Annotated in this window: 14 protein-coding genes and 1 pseudogene; 8 read left to right on the forward strand and 7 right to left on the reverse strand. The window is 70.8% G+C overall.

The window, feature by feature from the left end; all coding sequences use genetic code 11:
- Window positions 1-92 precede the first annotated feature (92 nt).
- Window positions 93-756: pseudogene (locus tag ACH4ZX_RS35490) on the reverse strand (helix-turn-helix domain-containing protein); the annotation flags it as partial.
- A 639-nt stretch (window positions 757-1,395) separates the two neighbouring features.
- Between ACH4ZX_RS35490 and ACH4ZX_RS35495 the strand changes: the two are divergent.
- From ACH4ZX_RS35495 to ACH4ZX_RS35510, 4 genes are all read left to right on the forward strand, one after another.
- Window positions 1,396-1,743 (forward strand): DUF6247 family protein, encoded by a 348-nt coding sequence (locus ACH4ZX_RS35495; protein ID WP_398282187.1) that lies wholly within the window; start codon window positions 1,396-1,398, stop codon window positions 1,741-1,743.
- Between the two features lie 11 nt (window positions 1,744-1,754).
- Window positions 1,755-2,063, forward strand: coding sequence for a hypothetical protein (locus ACH4ZX_RS35500; protein WP_398282190.1), 309 nt, complete (start codon window positions 1,755-1,757; stop codon window positions 2,061-2,063).
- Between the two features lie 681 nt (window positions 2,064-2,744).
- Window positions 2,745-3,953 carry a M4 family metallopeptidase gene (locus tag ACH4ZX_RS35505; protein ID WP_398282193.1) on the forward strand — a complete coding sequence of 403 codons (1,209 nt, stop codon included), beginning with the start codon at window positions 2,745-2,747 and terminating at the stop codon, window positions 3,951-3,953.
- A gap of 88 nt (window positions 3,954-4,041) precedes the next feature.
- Window positions 4,042-4,347: a protealysin inhibitor emfourin gene (locus tag ACH4ZX_RS35510; RefSeq protein WP_398282196.1), complete on the forward strand. Its 306-nt coding sequence runs from the start codon at window positions 4,042-4,044 to the stop codon at window positions 4,345-4,347.
- A gap of 53 nt (window positions 4,348-4,400) precedes the next feature.
- Here the strand turns inward: ACH4ZX_RS35510 and ACH4ZX_RS35515 are convergent, their stop codons facing one another.
- Window positions 4,401-5,222 (reverse strand): serine hydrolase domain-containing protein, encoded by an 822-nt coding sequence (locus ACH4ZX_RS35515; protein WP_398282199.1) that lies wholly within the window; start codon window positions 5,220-5,222, stop codon window positions 4,401-4,403.
- A 179-nt stretch (window positions 5,223-5,401) separates the two neighbouring features.
- Here ACH4ZX_RS35515 and ACH4ZX_RS35520 point away from each other — a divergent pair, with 179 nt between their 5' ends.
- The gene (locus tag ACH4ZX_RS35520; protein ID WP_324789403.1) at window positions 5,402-5,863 is read left to right on the forward strand and encodes a MerR family transcriptional regulator; all 462 of its coding nucleotides are present in this window, start codon (window positions 5,402-5,404) and stop codon (window positions 5,861-5,863) included.
- Window positions 5,863-6,879: an aldo/keto reductase gene (locus tag ACH4ZX_RS35525; protein WP_398282202.1), complete on the forward strand. Its 1,017-nt coding sequence runs from the start codon at window positions 5,863-5,865 to the stop codon at window positions 6,877-6,879. The genes ACH4ZX_RS35520 and ACH4ZX_RS35525 overlap by 1 nt, the downstream gene beginning before the upstream one ends.
- A gap of 139 nt (window positions 6,880-7,018) precedes the next feature.
- On the opposite strand, the gene ACH4ZX_RS35530 is transcribed toward ACH4ZX_RS35525, so the two are convergent.
- The 3 genes from ACH4ZX_RS35530 to ACH4ZX_RS35540 form a co-directional block, all read right to left on the reverse strand.
- Complete coding sequence (locus ACH4ZX_RS35530) at window positions 7,019-7,882, reverse strand: DUF4429 domain-containing protein (RefSeq protein WP_398282205.1); 864 nt, start codon at window positions 7,880-7,882, stop codon at window positions 7,019-7,021.
- Window positions 7,883-7,939: 57 nt separating this feature from the next.
- Entirely contained in the window at window positions 7,940-9,157 is a 1,218-nt protein-coding gene (locus tag ACH4ZX_RS35535) for an alpha/beta hydrolase (RefSeq protein WP_398282208.1), read from the reverse strand.
- Between the two features lie 65 nt (window positions 9,158-9,222).
- Window positions 9,223-9,879 carry a TetR family transcriptional regulator gene (locus ACH4ZX_RS35540; RefSeq protein ID WP_398282211.1) on the reverse strand — a complete coding sequence of 219 codons (657 nt, stop codon included), beginning with the start codon at window positions 9,877-9,879 and terminating at the stop codon, window positions 9,223-9,225.
- Window positions 9,880-9,945: 66 nt separating this feature from the next.
- Here ACH4ZX_RS35540 and ACH4ZX_RS35545 point away from each other — a divergent pair, with 66 nt between their 5' ends.
- Window positions 9,946-11,565: an MFS transporter gene (locus ACH4ZX_RS35545; RefSeq protein WP_398282214.1), complete on the forward strand. Its 1,620-nt coding sequence runs from the start codon at window positions 9,946-9,948 to the stop codon at window positions 11,563-11,565.
- A 180-nt stretch (window positions 11,566-11,745) separates the two neighbouring features.
- Complete coding sequence (locus ACH4ZX_RS35550; protein WP_398282217.1) at window positions 11,746-12,090, forward strand: small hydrophobic protein; 345 nt, start codon at window positions 11,746-11,748, stop codon at window positions 12,088-12,090.
- Between the two features lie 143 nt (window positions 12,091-12,233).
- Here ACH4ZX_RS35550 and ACH4ZX_RS35555 read toward each other — a convergent pair whose 3' ends face one another.
- Together ACH4ZX_RS35555 and aceE are read right to left on the reverse strand one after the other, a co-directional pair.
- Window positions 12,234-12,971, reverse strand: coding sequence for a potassium channel family protein (locus ACH4ZX_RS35555; RefSeq protein WP_398282220.1), 738 nt, complete (start codon window positions 12,969-12,971; stop codon window positions 12,234-12,236).
- A gap of 101 nt (window positions 12,972-13,072) precedes the next feature.
- A complete protein-coding gene (gene aceE / locus ACH4ZX_RS35560; RefSeq protein WP_398282222.1) occupies window positions 13,073-15,820 on the reverse strand; it encodes a pyruvate dehydrogenase (acetyl-transferring), homodimeric type in 2,748 nt (915 codons plus the stop codon).
- Window positions 15,821-15,978: the final 158 nt, after the last annotated feature.

Consider the following 15,978-nt stretch of genomic DNA (forward strand, 5'->3'; position numbering starts at 1 on the left):
AAGACCGAAGACAGTCGCCCACGACCAGCCGGAGCACCACGGAGGGCTCCCACACCACCCCATCTGAACTGCACGTTCGAAGATGGCGGAGGCTCCGTGTAGACGATGTCCGGGTCACCTTCGAAGCGAAGCAAGTTGAACGAGCCCGCCAAACTGGCATGTTCACCCGCCGAGTTCGGCAAAACCTGCACGTGCAGCCAGCGGTGGCCGGTGAAGTCCAACAAGTGGGCGAGTTGGCGACGCATGACCTCGTGGCCGCCGATGGGCCGCAGCAGCACCGCCTCGTCCAGGATCACCCATGCCAGCGGCGGCTGTTCGCGCTCCAGGATGCGTTGACGCTCCAGGCGGGCCGCCACCAGGCCCTCCAGGTCGTCGGGCATACCGGTGGCGAGCACTGCTCGCGCGTATTCCTCCGTCTGCAGCAGTCCGTAAACCAACTGTGCCTGGTACGTGGAGATGTATGTCGCGCGGGCCTCCATCTCCGCGTACGGCTGGAACCAGTTGGGGAGTTGGCTGCGCAGGACCAGGCCGATGAGGCGGGAGAACAGGCCGTCCGTGCCGAGGGCGGCGTCCACGCGTTCGGAGAAGTCGCGGGTGGGGACCTTCTTCGTGGTCTCGATCTGGCCGATGAGCGAGCCCGTGCAGAAGATGATGTCGCCGAGCTGGCCCTGTTTCAGGCCGTGGGCCTCACGGTGGCGGCGTAGCTCCCAGCCGTAGTAGTGCAGCGGTGGGGTCGAGAGTCTGGATGTTGGCCACGGTGGCACCTCCGGCGTGCAACGCCGCATGACGTTCGTTTCTCTTGGTAGCCAAGTGTGAGCGTTGGGTAACAGGTTGGGTGACGTGAATCACGTAACCGGTCCGCGGGAAGTGGACGTTCAGCCGCAGTACGGCGCAGAGTTCGCGTTGGGGGAGCACTCCGTCCGGCACCTGCGCCGCATCCTGCGGCTCTACCTCAAAGGCTCCGGCCTGCTCGCACTGGCCGACGCGGCCGAACTGGCGCTGACGGAAATCCTCACCAACGTCGTACGGCACGTACCCGGCCGCCGGTGCCGTGTCTGCTTCCTGCTGCTGCCCGGCGCGGTGCGGGTGGAGGTCTCCGGCGACTGCGCGCTGCTGCCCGTCCCGGGCAGCGGGGACGTGCTCGCGGAGGGTGGGCAACGGTCTGCTTCTCGTCGAGGCGGTCACCGACCGGTGGGGCGTGACGCCGCGCCTTGGCGGTGGCGGGAAGACGGTGTGGTTCGAATGCCTGGCCAAGAGGCCGGACTCACGGTGAGGCCGTGCCGGGGGACCGGAAGGGTGCTGCCGACGTGGCCCGGCGTGCCAGACTTTCCCCAAGACGCACCCACTGCGTCTGGCCGCTGCCCGACCCGCTCCGCGGAAGGAGACCCGCCGCTCATGACCACCGCACCTCACGGGGCCGGGACCTCCGTCCCTCCTATGCCGGAGAGGACCCCGAAGGCGCTCCGCGCCGCCATCGCCCGACACGCGCCGAAGCTTCTCGCCGACTTCGACCGGCACTGGCGTCGGGACATCGCCGATACCTACGACCTCGCCCCGGTCCCCGCCTTCATGGCCCGCTGGTGGAGCGAATACGCCTTGGCCCGTGACCCCCGGCTCGAAGCGAGGGTTCACCGCCTGGAGGACGAGGCCGCGCAGGAATCCGACTACGCCCGCGCCAAAACCCTCATCGAAGAGGCCGGGCGCATGCGCCGCACGGCTGCCGACGCGGAACCCGGCCAGTGACGGACGGATTCATGGGGCCACCCTGGCAGGCCGACTGGACGAAGGAAGCCGAGGACGCCAGGACCGCCCTCCCCGCAGAGGCATGTGCCCTGGTCGACGCCGCCCGCGCCGAACTCGTCACCGCGAAAGACCCGTACTTCCGAGGCATCGACAGCGGCCGTGATCTGTCGGCCGGTATGAGCGTCGAACCCGTCCAGTCCACCCGGCCGGGCGGTGCACATGTCATCTATTTCGATCACGGGCGCGGATGGCTGCGGTACCACTTCGTGCCCCGCATCACCGACCCGCAGATTGTGATCGACGAGTGCTTCTGGCGGTAGGCCGGGCCACGGTATGTCCCGCGCCGCGCTCACCGGCCGCGCAGTTCCGTCGGCACCGCGTCCGCCTCGGGCACCTGCCCGAAGGCCGGTGGTCTGGACGAGGAGACCGTCACCACCGCCCGAGGGGTTGGGGAAGCCGGATGTTGATCCGGCCGGCCTGTAGGTCGGTGTCGCCCGGGACGGCCTTGGCGTGGTGAGCCGGGACGAGTGGCTGACATGGTTTCACCGGGAGCACGCGGACTTCCCCGACTCCTTCGGCTCTCCGACCCGGCAACGCACCCTGTACCTACCGGGGTTCGACGTACTCTCCGCACTTGTATTCCTTTGAGAGCCGGACTGTTTCGGCCGTCGGGCGTCGTCGGCTGTGCGCACCGGGAGGCGGGAGCGGCAACCCCGCTCAGGGGGCGCCGCTCGGGGTGCGCGTCGACGAATTCGAGCGGATACTCGAAGTGGACGCTTTCGCACCTCTCCCTGCAGGTGCCCTCAAGCGTGACCGGACGTGACCGTCCGGTCGCAGCGATATGACCCCTCCCCATGATCCGCGTGCTTCGGCGCGCCACGGTCGCAGCGGCCATGCCGGTCGGGACGGGCGCGGTTGCACTGGGATGCGAAGAACAATCCACGCAAGAACACCGGGCCGGCCGGGCGTCACCGCTGCTTCCTATTGCCGCGAGGTATCCCATGACCACGACATGCCGCCTCAATTGCATCGTCCCCCCGCACATCCTCGAAAAGCTCCTGAGGAGTGATGACAGCGAGACGCACCAGGCCGCACTGGCCACCATGCTGACCACCGCATCCCTGCGTGGTGAGCGAAGGATCCGGGCGACCTTCGCCGGTGCCGCAGCTCTCGGCAACGGCCGGCGGACCGTCTTCGACTGCCGGCACGGCAGGTCTCTGCCCCTCGCGGTGCTCGCCCGGTCGGAGGACGGAGCCGCCTCCGGGGACGATTCCGTCAACCGGGCGTTCGACGGACTCGGCACGACGCGCGACTTCTACCACGCTTTGTTCCATCGCAACTCGATCGACAACCGGGGAATGCGCCTGGACGGGTACGTCCACTTCAGCACGCGATTCAACAACGCGTTCTGGGACGGCCAGCAGATGGTCTTCGGCGACGGTGACGGAAAGATATTCACCGACTTCACCGGATCCCTCGATGTCATCGCCCACGAACTGACGCACGGAGTCACCGAGAACACCGCGGGACTCGACTACCACAACCAGTCCGGTGCCCTGAACGAGTCCATCTCGGACGTCTTCGGATCGCTGGTCAAGCAGTGGTCGCTGAAGCAGACGGCCGACGAGGCGGACTGGCTGATCGGGGCCGAGATCTTCACGCCGGAGATCGACGCCGACGCCCTCCGCTCGATGAAGGCCCCCGGACACGCATACGACAACCCCCTGTTCGGCAAGGACCCCCAGCCCGACCACATGAGCAAATACGTCAGCCTGCCGGACACCGAGCCCGGGGACTTCGGCGGCGTGCACATCAACTCGGGTATTCCGAACAAGGCGTTCTACCAGACGGCCGTGGGCATCGGCGGATTCGCCTGGGACGCTCCCGGACTCATCTGGTACGAGTCGCTCAAGGCTTCCAGCGCGGATACGCAGTTCCAGGACTTCGCGGACACGACCTACCAGAAGGCCGAGGAACTCTTCGGGGCCGGCAGTGCCGAACAACTCGCCGTGCTGGCCGCCTGGCAGGAGGTGGGCATCCAGATCAGCGGGGTCCCGGCCGGGGTCGCCCGGGCGCGCACCCTCACGGCCGGCCGCGACGGCGGCGTGGGCCGGGAGGACGGCGTGGCCTCCCTGACCAAACAGGTCGGGGCACTGGCCGCCCAGGTGTCCGGGATGGCCAAGGATTTGGCCTCGCTGAAAGGCAAGTGACCGTCGGTGAACGACCGGAGGGCGGGCCGGCCTCGGCCGAGCGGAACGGCGAGAAGCGCCGCCCGGCCGGCCGGGGAGGTTGTGGACGATGAAGGTGACCCTGGCGACACACGGCGGGCAGGCGGCCGCGATCCGGCTCCGGCTCCCGCCCGAGGTGCTGGACACCGACACCCTGCCCACGAACGCCGCGGCGGAGCTGGCCGAGCTGATGGCTGCGGTCGGCCCGGCGGCCGGGACGGAACCGCCGCCGGGCCGGGCCCGGGACGCCATGAGCTACACGATCACCGTGGAGAAGGACGGCCGCACGACCGTCCTCACCCAGTCGGACACCACCATGACCCCGGAGTTCGCGGCCTTGCTCGGCTGGCTCGAGAGACACTTCGCACAGCGGTGACGAGCCGGGACGGACCGTTACCGCCCGCGCCGCTCTCGTCGGCCGCGCTGGGCTCAGCCCCGCGCCTCCGCCAGCACCGCGTCCGTGAAGGGCGGCCACACCTCGATCGCCCACGGGCCGAAGGCGCGGTCGGTCAGGGCGACGGCCGCGAGGCCCGCGTCCGGGTCGATCCACAGGAACGTACCGGACTGGCCGAAGTGGCCGAAGGTGCGCGGGGAGGACGTGGCGCCCGTCCAGTGCGGGGACTTGGAGTCGCGGATCTCGAAGCCGAGGCCCCAGTCGTTGGGGTTCTGGTGGCCGTAGCCGGGCAGGACGCCCTTGGTGCCCGGGTACTGCACCGTCATCGCCTCGGCGACCGTGCGCGGGTCCAGCAGGCGCGGCGCCTGCACCTCGGCGGCGAAGCGCAGCAGGTCGGCGGCGGTGGAGACGCCGTCCTTCGCGGGGGAGCCGTCCAGGGTCGTCGCGGACATTCCCAGCGGTGACAGGACCGCCTGGCGGAGGTATTCGGCGAAGGGGATCTCCGTCGCCTTGGCGATGTGGTCGCCGAGCTGCTCGAAACCGGCGTTGGAGTACAGGCGGCGCTCGCCGGGCGGGGCCGTCACCCGGTGCTCGTCGAAGGCCAGGCCGGAGGTGTGGGCGAGCAGGTGGCGGACGGTGGCGCCGGGCGGGCCGGCCGGCTCGTCGAGCTCGATCGCCCCCTCCTCGTACGCCACCAGGGCCGCGTACGCCGCGAGCGGCTTGGTGACCGAGGCCAGCGGGAAACGCCGGTCGCCCGGCCCGTGGGTCCCCAGGACCCTGCCGTCGGCCCGTACGACACCCGCCGCGGCGGCGGAAACCGGCCAGTTCTCGATCAACGCGAGGCTCTTGAGCGACATGCCGTCGAGCCTAGGGCCTCGCGGCGCCGGCTTCGGCGGGGGGTAGGCGTCGGCCGCCGGGCCGGGGGAGACGTACGGTCAACCGGCGGTCGGGCGGCGCCCGCGCCTCGTCCCCGTCCTGCCGATTTCTCATCGGTCGGCTTGCCTGGAGTGCGCTCGAAGGTCATAGCGTTGGGGCCATGACGGTGATGGAGACCCCGCGTACCAGGACCGACAGTTGCGCCGCCCCGCCGAACCCGCACCGGCGGCCGCAAGGACAGGACAGTTACACGATCAGCGAGGTCGTCGCCTTCACCGGGCTGACCGCGCACACGCTCCGCTGGTACGAGCGCATCGGCCTGATGCCGCACGTCGACCGGTCGCACACCGGTCAGCGCCGCTACAGCAACCGTGACCTGGACTGGCTGGACTTCGTCGGCAAGCTGCGGCTGACCGGCATGCCGGTCGCCGACATGGTGCGCTACGCCGAACTGGTCCGCGAGGGCGACCACACCTACCGCGAGCGGTTCGAACTGCTGGAGTCCACCCGCCGGGACGTGCTGACCCGGATCGCCGAACTGCAGGACACGCTCGCCGTGCTCGACCGGAAGATCAGTTTCTACGCGGACGCCGACCGCGCCCGCGAAGCGGAGAAGGTGTGATGACCGACACGCAGATCCCCACCGTACGACTCGGCGACACCGGCCCCGAGGTCGGTGTCCAGGGCCTCGGCTGCATGGGCATGAGCTTCGCCTACGGCCCCTCCGACGCCAAGCAGTCCCGGGCCACCCTGGAGCGGGCCCTGGAGCTGGGCGTCACCCTGTACGACACGGCGGACGCGTACGGGGCCGGCGAGAACGAGCGGTTCCTGTCCCCGTTCTTCAAGGCGCACCGGGACGAGGTCGTCGTCGCGACCAAGTTCGCCCTGTCGATCCCGGCGGACGACCCCACGCGGCGGATCGTCCGCAACGACCCGCCGTACATCCGCCAGGCCGTCGAGGCCAGCCTGAAGCGCCTCGACATCGACGCGATCGACCTCTACTACATGCACCGCCGCGACGTGAACGTGCCGATCGAGGAGAGCGTCGGGACGATGGCCGAGCTGGTGCGCGAGGGCAAGGTCAAGCACCTGGGCCTGAGCGAGGTGACCGGCGCGGAGCTGCGGGCCGCGCAGGCCGTGCACCCCATCGCCGCGCTGCAGTCGGAGTGGTCGCTGTTCAGCCGGGACATCGAGGAGGGGGTGGTGCCCGCGGCCCGGGAGCTGGGCGTGGCGCTGGTGCCGTACTCGCCGCTCGGCCGCGGCTTCCTCACCGGCTCCTTCACGAACGCCGACAAGGACCTCACCGCGGACGACTTCCGCCGTCAGCAGCCCCGGTTCACCGGCGAGAACGCGGCCGCCAACGCCGCGCTCCTGGAGCCGGTGCGCGCCGTCGCCGAGGCCCACGGGGTGACGCCGGCGCAGATCGCCCTGGCCTGGGTCCAGCAGCAGGCGGCCGTGCGGGACCTGCCGGTGGTGCCGATCCCGGGCACCCGCAAGCCGGAGCGGGTGGAACAGAACGCGGCGGCGACGCGGATCGAGCTGACGGTGGAGGAGCTGTCCCTGCTGGAGCCGATCGCCTCGAAGGTGGCGGGCGACCGGTACGCGGACATGACGTTCACGTCCGCGGGCCGGGAGTAGCGGCCGGCCGGGCGAACTCCGCCGGGGTCCGGCAGCGCCCGAAGGGGCGCGGGGAACTGCGCGACCGGCCACGACGGTGCCGCAGGCGACCGACCGATCGGACGGAAGGTCGCGGCACTTCCAGCGGAGCGCCAGAGCGCTAAAGCTCCGCCAGCAGCTCCGCCTTCTTCACCGAGAACTCCTCGTCCGTCACCAGCCCCGCCCGGTGCAGCTCCCCCAGGTGACGGATCCGCTCGGCGATGTCGGCGGGGTCGCGGCGGGGCCGGGGCGCGGTCACGGCGGCCACCGGCCGGGAGGCGCGGACCGCCGCCAGCACCGCCGCGGCGAACGGCAGGGACTCGTGCACGGGCCCGTAACCGAGCCCGAACACGACGGCGGCCGGGTCCTGGTCCGGCTGGGCCGGCTGCCCGGTCGCCCCGGCCTCCCGCCGCAGCAGCCGCAGATGCCCCTCGAACGCCTCGGGCGAGCGCCACTCCACCCCGCTCAGCTCGGTGACCGGGAAGCTCTGGTCGCCCGCCTTCCACTTCGCCGACGACGCGCCCGTCCAGAACCACCGGAAGGCGACCGTACGGCCGTCGAAGGACGCCTTCGCGTCGTACGCCTTGAACTGCCGCGGCGCCTCGGGAGCGGCCACCAGGAACTCGTCGGCCGGGCCGTCGTCGGTCAGCCGGGCCCGCAGCTCGTCGGCGTAGTACTCGGCGAGCGTCTCGCGCTCCGCGGGCAGCACCAGCCGGTACGGGTCGCACCCGTCGCTCAGCTGGCCCGCGGCCGCCTCCGTCAACGGGTCGGCGCCGGGGCGCGGCTCGGCCCGCAGCACGACTGTGCCCCGCTTGCCGGGGGAGAGCGTCACCCCGGCGAGGGCCGCGAGCGGCACCCGGCGTTCCCCGAGCGCCTGGAAGAGCTTGGGTGTTCGAATCCCCCGTTCGTAACGGATGAGCACGGAGTCGGACTCGAACTCCCAGGCGGCATGAAATCCGGCCAGTACGTCACCCATGCGGCTCATCGTATGCGCGACCGGCTTCTTCGTCGCCACCCCGTGCATACCGCAATTTCTGCGCCTCTACGCGCGTCCGGCCGCCGCGGGTCCGGACAAACCCGCGCTGCAGACCGCATCCTCGCGCGCGCACAGCACCGAGCCGTACGCGCCAACCCCGATGTCGGCGAAGTTGCGCAGGCTCTGCGTACCGGGCTCGAAGTAGCCGCTGTGGCCCTTCGCGCCGTCGGCCGACAGCACCCGTGCCCCGAACGCGGCCGCGACCGGGTCGGCGCCGTGGCCGAGCCCGCCGACCTCCAGGTAGGGCACGTCCTGCACCCAGTCGGTGGCGTTGCGCATCGACCACACCCGGGCGGAGGTGCGCAGGCCGGCCGCCCGCTGCACGCGCATGCCGGGGCTCGCGGCGACCGCGATGTCGGCCACCCGGCGCGGCAGCGCGTGCGCGGCGACCCCGCACACCACGGAGCCGTAGCTGTGGCAGAACAGGGAGACCGGCGCGGTCCCGGGCAGGCCGCGCACCAGCGCGTTCAGCCGCACCGCGCCGTTCTCGGCGCGCATCGCGGTGGCCGAGTCGATGCCGAGCCCGGCGGGCGCGGTGTAGTCGGCCCAGGCGATCACCGCCGTACGGGTCTCCGGGTCCGCCTCCCGCTCGGCCGCGTACAGGGACTCGCCCATGCCGACGGGCGCCGAGTACTTGCGGTTGGTGCGCTGGAAGGTGAGCAGGGCGGTGTCGACGCCGGGCACGATCACCGACACCCGCTCGGCCCGGGGCAGGTCTCCGAACACCTCGGCGACGCGCCCCGAGCCGGCCGGGTCGAAGGCGAGGATCTGGCGGCCCGGGCTCAGCAGCGACGCGTAGCGGTGCATGCGGCGGCCCGCCTCGTACTGCCCGGCGGCCGTGAGCCGGCTGTCGTGCATGCGCTTGAGCTCGACCCGGTGCTGGTGCGCGAGCGCGATCCGGTTGGCCTGATAGCGCAGGGCGACCGGCGCGCCGTTCATGTTGCCGACCGCGAGCGGGTAGTGCCGGGCGAGGTCGGCCCGCTCGCGGGGGGTGAGCGAGGCGAAGAAGCGGGCGATCCGGGCGGGGCTCGCGTCCGGGTGCGGCAGCCGGTGCCCGTGCAGCCGGCCGTGGTCCCAGGCGGTGACCGAGGCCTGCAGGGCGGTGGGCGCGCGGTGGGAGCGCAGCGCCGTCCAGCCGGTGGTGGCGAGCATCACGAACACGACGGCCAGCGCGAGCAGCGCGCGCCAGACGTTGAGCGGCGGGGAGGTTTCGAAGGAAGTCACTGAAAGGACACACTAGGAGAACGAGAGGGTCTCGTGCTGCCACAGTGACGCGGCTCACGTTCGGCTCATGTTTCAGAAGACGCGCCTGTGATACCTGAGCGTGTCCGCCAGTTCTCCGTGAGTGCCGGGCCCACCTGTTCGAGGTACGAGATCGTCAGCCGGCGCATGGCGTCCAGGCTGACGTCCCCCCGGCTGCTCCACTGCCGCTCGGCCAGCCGCATCACCCCGCCGAAGACGGCCACGGCCAGCCGGGGCCGCGGGTCGGCGTCCGCGTCCACGCCCTCACGCTCGGCCAGTACGCGGGCGAGGCTGTCCTCGATCTCCGTGCTGCGCCGCAGGTGGGCGGCGAGCAGCACCGGGGTCGACTCGATCACCTGGTACATGCGCAGGTACAGCTCGACCGGTACGACGGACTCGATGACGTCGCTGAGGCCGTCCCAGCCCTCCAGCACGGCCTGCCGCAGCGCCGTCATGGGCGCCTCCCCGGCCGGGCGGTCCCGTACGGCCTCGACGAACCGCGCCACCGCCAGCTCCTGCAGGAAGAGGGCCGCCTCCTGTTTGCCGGCGAAGTAACGGAAGAAGGTGCGCTGGGAGACGTCGACGGTCTCGGCGATCTCGTCTACGGTCGTCCGCTCGTAACCCCGGGTGGTGAACAGCTCGAGGGCGGCCCGCAGCAGGGCGTCCCGGGTGCGCTGCTTCTTGCGTTCGCGCAGTGTTTCCATGACCGTCAGTTACTGACTTGTGAACTGGTTTGTCAATTGTCAGAGGCTGTCACTAATCTCGAATGTATGACTAGTCAGACCACCGTCGACACGACGGGACCGGGAGACGGGGCGTCGGCGGCCCCGTCGGACCGGTCGCCGTCCTCCGGGCTGCGCGGCCACCCCTGGGTCACCCTGATCACCGTCGCCGTCGGGGTCATGATGGTGGCCCTGGACGGCACCATCGTGGCCATCGCCAACCCTGCCATCCAGAAGGACCTGAAGGCGAGCTTCGCCGACGTCCAGTGGATCACCAACGGCTACTTCCTCGCCCTCGCGGTCTCCCTGATCACGGCCGGCAAGCTCGGTGACCGCTTCGGACACCGGCAGACCTTCCTGATCGGCGTGACCGGCTTCGCCGCCGCCTCGGGCGCCATCGGGCTGTCCAGCAGCATCGCCGCCGTCGTCACCTTCCGCGTCTTCCAGGGCCTCTTCGGCGCCCTGCTGATGCCGGCCGCGCTCGGCCTGCTGCGGGCGACCTTCCCGGCCGAGAAGCTCAACATGGCCATCGGCATCTGGGGCATGGTCATCGGCGCCTCCACCGCGGGCGGCCCGATCCTCGGCGGCGTGCTCGTGGAGCACGTCAACTGGCAGTCGGTGTTCTTCATCAACGTGCCGGTCGGGGCGATCGCCCTGATCCTCGGCACCCTGATCCTGCTCGACCACCGCGCCGAGAACGCCCCGCGCTCCTTCGACATCCTGGGCATCGCGCTGCTCTCCGGCGCGATGTTCTGCCTGGTGTGGGCCCTGATCAAGGCGCCGACGTGGGGCTGGGGCGACGGCCGGACCTGGCTGTTCATCGTCGCCTCGGCGGTGGGCTTCGCGCTGTTCTCCTTCTGGGAGACCAAGGTGAAGGAGCCGCTGATCCCGCTCGGCCTGTTCCGCTCCGTCCCGCTGTCCGCGGGCGTCGTGCTGATGGTCCTGATGGCCATCGCGTTCATGGGCGGCCTGTTCTTCGTGACGTTCTACCTGCAGAACGTGCACGGCATGAGCCCGATCGACGCCGGTCTGCACCTGCTGCCGCTCACCGGCATGATGATCGTCGGCTCGCCGCTGGCCGGCGCGATGATCACCAGGCTGGGCCCGCGCATCCCGCTGGCCGGCGGCATGACGGCCACCGCCGTCGCCATGTACGGCATGTCGACCCTGCAGACCGACACCGGCAGCGCGACCATGTCGCTCTGGTTCGCCCTGCTGGGCCTCGGCCTCGCGCCGGTCATGGTCGGCGCCACCGAGGTCATCGTCGGCAACGCCCCCATGGAGCTGTCCGGCGTCGCCGGCGGCCTGCAGCAGGCGGCGATGCAGATCGGCGGCAGCCTCGGCACGGCCGTGCTGGGCGCCGTGATGGCCTCCAAGGTCGACAGCGACCTGGCGGGCAACTGGAAGGACGCCGGGCTGCCCCCGCTCACCCCGGCCCAGCTGGACCAGGCCGCGGAGGCCGTCCAGGTCGGCGTGGCGCCGGTCGCCAAGGGCACGCCCGAGGCGCTGGTAGCGAAGATCACGGACGTCGCGCACGACACCTTCATCTCCGGCATGAGCCTCGCCTCCCTCGTCGCCTGCGGTGTCGCGTTCGTGGCGATCTTCGTCGCCCTGCTCACCAAGCGCGGCAAGAACGCGGCGGCGGGTGCGGGCGCCGCGCACATCTGACGGCCCGCGAGCGGCTTCCGGCGGTCCCGGAAGCCGCTCGCGGTCACTCCCGCCCCATGCGGGCCCCGGGCTGCGGTGCGCTGCCGGAGGGTGACGGCGCGCCAACGCCCCGGATTAGCCCGCGGATCGGGGGTACCCGCATCACCGGGCCCCGAACAGACCCCGGGGCTCAGGGAGTTGATGATGGCGGGCTTCGGAAATGGAACGCGCAGGTACCCCCGCTCACGTGGCCGGACGTGGTCACGATGGGGGTCCCCCCGGGCGAGCCGGTTCGAGGCTGGGGGAGGGCCGGATCGCGCGACGCTCGGAATCATCGGAGTCATCTGCGCGGTCGCGGGATTCTTCGCGCTGGGGATCGTCCTCGGCCCCGTCGCGATCGTCTGCGGCTGGCTCGCAATGGGCCGCAGTTGGGCGGGCTCCCGCCCGGTGCCGGCTCTGGTCGCCCTCGTGCTGGGCGCCATCGACACGCTCCTGGCGATCATCTGGCTCGCCGGAGCGGCCACCCCGGGCAGCGGACTGCTCTGACCCGGGGCGACGGGCCCCCGGCGGGACGGCGAACACGACAACGCCGGGGGCTCGCCCGTGCGCCCGACGACCGCCACCGGCACCCGGCATGACCGCAGGCCCCACCGCGGGGAGCTCGGGCGCGGGCCCGCGCCGCGCGGGCGTCAGTGGTGGGCGGAGTGTTTTCGGAGGGCCGCGACCTCGGCGCGCAGGGCGCGGACCTCCGCGGTCAGAGCTTCGATCGCCTCGGTCTGGAGGCGTTCCTCCGCGTCGTCCCGTTCGAACCGGGCGATGAACCAGGTGGCGATGTTCGCCGTCACCACACCCAGCAGCGCGATCCCGGACAGCATCAGGCCGACCGCGATCATCCGGCCCAGGCCGGTCGTCGGCGCGTGGTCCCCGTAGCCGACCGTCGTCATCGTGGTGAACGACCACCACACCGCGTCACCCAGTGTGCGGATGTTCCCGTCCGGTGAGTCGCGCTCCACCGACAGCACGGCCAGCGACCCGAACATCAGCAGCCCCACCACGGATCCGGCGACGTACGTGGTCAGCCTGATCTGGGTGGCCATCCGCGCCCGCCGCCCCACCAGCAGCAGGGTGGCGACCAAGCGCAGCAGCCGCAACGGCTGCAGCATCGGCAGCACCACCGCGCCCAGGTCCAGCCAGTGCCGCCGCACGAACGCCCGGCGGTCGCCGGCGAGCACCAGCCGCGTCACGTAGTCCCCCGCGAACGCGCCCCACACCGCCCACTCGGTCGCCGTGCACACCGCGGTCAGCGACCGGCCGGCCGTGCTGTCCACGATCGGTACGGCGTAGGCGACGGCGAACAGTACGGCGAGCGCCAGCAGCGGCCGTTGCGTCAGCTCTTCCCACCGTGCCTGCGCCGTTTGTCGCTCCATACCCGCATGGTAAAGAACGAGTAAGGGCGGCGGAGCCGTCAGCCCCGCCGCCCTCGCGTCAGAAACCGTCCGCGAACGGCCGCGAACCGTCCGCGTCGCGGCTACGCGTCGCCGCCCGCCGCGCCCGGGTCCGCCGCCGTCACGTCGAGGACCCGGTAGCGGTCGATCGCCTGCTTCAGCACCGACCGGTCGACCTGGCCCTGCTTGGCCAGCTCGGTCAGCACCGCCACCACGACCGACTCCGCGTCGATGTGGAAGAAGCGCCGCGCCGCCCCGCGGGTGTCCGCGAAGCCGAAGCCGTCCGCGCCCAGCGACTGGTACGGCCCCGGCACCCACCGCGCGATCTGGTCCGGCACCGACCGCATCCAGTCGGACACGGCCACGAACGGCCCCTGCGCCCCGCCGAGCTTCCGCGTCACGTAGGGCACGCGCTGCTCCTCCTCGGGGTGCAGCAGGTTGTGCTCCTCGCACGCCACGGCCTCGCGCCGCAGCTCGTTCCAGGAGGTCGCCGACCACACGTCGGCCCGCACGTTCCAGTCCTCGGCGAGGATCCGCTGCGCCTCGATCGCCCACGGCAGGGCCACGCCGGACGCCAGGATCTGCGCCGGGATGGAGCCGGACGTGCCCTCGCTGAAGCGGTAGACGCCCTTGAGGATGCCCTCGACGTCCACGTTCTCCGGCTCGGCCGGGTGCCGGATCGGCTCGTTGTAGACGGTGAGGTAGTAGAAGACGTCTTCGCCGTGCGGGTGCTGCTCGTCCCCGCCGTACATGCGGCGCAGGCCGTCCTTCACGATGTGCGCGATCTCGAAGCCGAACGCCGGGTCGTAGGCCACGCACGCCGGGTTGGTCGAGGCGAGCAGCTGCGAGTGGCCGTCCGCGTGCTGCAGACCCTCACCGGTCAGCGTCGTACGGCCGGCGGTCGCGCCCAGCACGAAACCGCGCGCCAGCTGGTCGGCCATCTGCCAGAACTGGTCGCCGGTGCGCTGGAAACCGAACATCGAGTAGAAGACGTACACCGGGACGAGCGGCTCGCCGTGGGTGGCGTAGGCCGAGCCGGCCGCGATCAGGGAGGCCGTGCAGCCCGCCTCCGAGATGCCGTCGTGCAGCATCTGCCCGGTCGGCGACTCCTTGTAGGCGAGCAGCAGATCGCGGTCGACCGCCTCGTACTGCTGGCCGAGCGGGTTGTAGATCTTCGCGCTCGGGAAGAACGAGTCCATGCCGAACGTGCGGTACTCGTCCGGCGCGATCAGTACGAACCGCTTGCCGATCTCCTTGTCCCGCATGAGGTCCTTGAGCAGCCGCACGAAGGCCATGGTCGTCGCGATGGACTGCTGACCGGAGCCCTTCTTCACGGTCGCGTACGCCTTGTCGTCCGGCAGCGGGAGCGGCTTGGAGCGGACCAGCCGGGTCGGCACGTACCCGCCGCACTGCCGGCGCATGTCGTGCATGTACTGGATCTCTTCGGAGTCCCGGCCCGGGTGGTAGTACGGCGGCACGCCGGACTCCAGCTCCTTGTCGGAGATCGGCAGGTGCAGGCGGTCCCGGAAGCGCTTGAGGTCGTCGACCGTCAGCTTCTTCATCTGGTGGGTGGCGTTGCGGCCCTCGAAGTTCGGGCCCAGCGTCCAGCCCTTGACCGTCTTGGCGAGGATGACCGTCGGCTGGCCCTTGTGCTCCTTGGCCGCCTTGAACGCCGCGTAGATCTTGCGGTGGTCGTGGCCGCCGCGGCCCAGCATCAGGACCTGGTGGTCGGTCATGTTCTCGACCATCGCGCGCAGCCGCTGGTCGTCGCCGAAGAAGTGCTCGCGGATGTACGCGCCGGTCTCGGTGGCGTACGTCTGGAACTGGCCGTCCGGCGTGGTGTTCATCTTGTTGACCAGCACGCCGTCGCGGTCCTGCGCGAGCAGCGGGTCCCAGGAGCGGTCCCAGATCAGCTTGATGACGTTCCAGCCGGCGCCGCGGAAGACCGACTCCAGTTCCTGGATGATCTTGCCGTTGCCGCGCACCGGGCCGTCCAGGCGCTGCAGGTTGCAGTTGACGACGAAGGTCAGGTTGTCCAGGCCCTCGCGCGCGGCGATCGACAGCTGGCCGAGCGACTCCGGCTCGTCCATCTCGCCGTCGCCGAGGAAGGCCCACACGTGCGACTTGGAGGTGTCGGCGATCCCGCGCGCGTGCATGTAGCGGTTCATCCGCGCCTGGTAGATCGCGCCGATCGGGCCGAGGCCCATCGAGACGGTCGGGAACTCCCAGAAGTCCGGCATCGAGCGCGGGTGCGGGTAGCTGGACAGGGCGTACGGCGCCTTCGACTTCTCCTGCCGGAAGCCGTCCAGGTGCCGCTCGCTGAGCCGGTCCAGCAGGTACGCGCGCGCGTAGATGCCCGGGGAGGCGTGCCCCTGGAAGAAGACCTGGTCGCCGCCGTCGCCCTCGTCCTTGCCGCGGAAGAAGTGGTTGAAGCCGACGTCGTAGAGCGACGCGGAGGACGCGAAGGTGGCGATGTGGCCGCCGACCCCGATGCCGGGCCGCTGGGCGCGTGAGACCATCACCGCCGCGTTCCAGCGGGTGGCGTTGAGGATCTTCCGCTCGATCTCCTCGTTGCCCGGGAAGAACGGCTCGTTCTTGGTCGGGATCGTGTTGACGTAGTCCGTGCTGCGCATCTCGGGCACGGCCACGCGCTTCTCGCGGGCCCGCTCGATCAGCCGCAGCATCAGGTAGCGCGCCCGCTCCCGGCCGCGCTCGTCCACGGCGGCGTCGAGGGAGTCGAGCCACTCCTGGGTTTCCTCGGGGTCGAAGTCAGGAACCTGACTCGGAAGGCCGCCAATGATGATCGGGTTGCGATCGGATCCGGAAGCCACGCTGGTCCTTACCTGTCAGAGGGCTGCTGTCAGCTGCATTTTCGGTACGCCTGCACCGCTTCCCCATCGTGTACCTCGGGGAGGCAAACGTCATCTCTACTGAGAGGTAACCGGGGCCTGTATGCGAAGACCGGGGTTCCCAATGGGGCAAAGGGGGC

This window comes from Streptomyces sp. NPDC020490 (assembly GCF_044335305.1).
Taxonomy (GTDB): domain Bacteria; phylum Actinomycetota; class Actinomycetes; order Streptomycetales; family Streptomycetaceae; genus Streptomyces.